Origin of the sequence: Parendozoicomonas haliclonae (assembly GCF_900174585.1) — a bacterium.
GTDB lineage: Bacteria > Pseudomonadota > Gammaproteobacteria > Pseudomonadales > Endozoicomonadaceae > Sansalvadorimonas > Sansalvadorimonas haliclonae.
In genome coordinates this window covers 1-1765 of record NZ_FWPT01000029.1, presented here as the reverse complement: position 1 = coordinate 1765, position 1765 = coordinate 1, and the positions used below count along the sequence as shown (strand labels likewise).

The window sequence follows — 1765 nt, the reverse complement described above, 5'->3', positions numbered from 1 at the left end:
CGCGATGATGTTTGGGTCGAGAACGGTGATACGGTTTCCAACAGCATTACCGGTGTCACCGGCGGCAGTGAGTTTGAGAACCTGACGTTCAGTCCCGATGAAGTGGTCACCGCGATTACCGATGACACCGATACCGTCACCGTGACCCTGACCGCCACTCCGACCACCAGTGAAGATGGCGGCTCGATTACCTACACCGCCACTCTGACAAATGCCGATGGTTTGCCGGTTGCCGACCACAACGGTCTGACAGTTAATCTGGCGAACCAGCAGCAAATCACCATCCAGGCCGGCGCTACCAGTGGCACGGTGGATCTGGCCATCGATCGGGATGATGTTTGGGTCGAGAACGGTGATACGGTTTCCAACAGCATTACCGGTGTCACCGGTGGCAGTGAGTTTGAGAACCTGACGTTCAGCCCCGATGAAGTGGTCACCGCGATTACCGATGACACCGATACCGTCACCGTGACCCTGACCGCCACTCCGAGCACCAGTGAAGATGGCGGCTCGATTACTTACACCGCCACGCTGACCAATGCCGATGGTTTGCCGGTTGCCGGCCACAACGGTCTGACAGTTAATCTGGCGAACCAGCAGCAAATCACCATCCAGGCCGGCGCTACCAGTGGCACGGTGGATCTGGCCATCGATCGCGATGATGTTTGGGTCGAGAACGGTGATACGGTTTCCAACAGCATTACCGGTGTCACCGGCGGCAGTGAGTTTGAGAACCTGACGTTCAGTCCCGATGAAGTGGTCACCGCGATTACCGATGACACCGATACCGTCACCGTGACCCTGACCGCCACTCCGACCACCAGTGAAGATGGCGGCTCGATTACCTACACCGCCACTCTGACCAATGCCGATGGTTTGCCGGTTGCCGGCCACAACGGTCTGACCGTTAATCTGGCGAACCAGCAGCAAATCACCATCCAGGCCGGCGCTACCAGTGGCACGGTGGATCTGGCCATCGATCGGGATGATGTTTGGGTCGAGAACGGTGATACGGTTTCCAACAGCATTACCGGTGTCACCGGTGGCAGTGAGTTTGAGAACCTGACGTTCAGTCCCGATGAAGTGGTCACCGCGATTACCGATGACACCGATACCGTCACCGTGACCCTGACCGCCACTCCGAGCACCAGTGAAGACGGAGGCTCGATTACTTACACCGCGAGCTTGTCTAACGTCGACGGCTTGCCAGTTGATAACCACAATGGTCTGACCGTCACTCTCTCCAACCAGCAGCAAATTACCATTCAGGCCGGTGCCACCAATGGCACGGTGGATCTGGCGATCGATCGTGATGATGTTTGGGTCGAGAACGGGGACACGGTTTCCAACAGCATTACCGGCGTCACCGGTGGCAGTGAATTTGAGAACCTCACCTTCACGTCGGATGAAGTGGTCACCACCATCACTGATGACACCGATACCGTCACTGTAACCCTGACCGCCACACCAACCACCAGTGAGGACGGCGGCTCGATTACCTACACCGCCACTCTAACGAATGCCGACGGCCTGCCGGTTGCCGGCCACAACGGTCTGACCGTTAATCTGGCGAACCAGCAGCAAATCACCATCCAGGCCGGCGCCACCAGTGGCACGGTGGATCTGGCCATCGATCGGGATGATGTTTGGGTCGAGAACGGTGATACGGTTTCCAACAGCATTACCGGTGTCACCGGCGGCAGTGAGTTTGAGAACCTGACGTTCAGTCCCGATGAAGTGGTCACCGCGATTACCGATGACACCG

At 57.5% G+C, this 1765-nt stretch carries 1 protein-coding gene; it reads left to right on the top strand.

What is annotated here, in order from left to right:
- Positions 1 to 1765, top strand: a 1765-nt coding sequence (locus EHSB41UT_RS24690) for an immunoglobulin-like domain-containing protein (RefSeq protein ID WP_341350364.1), incomplete at both ends; no start/stop codon positions are given.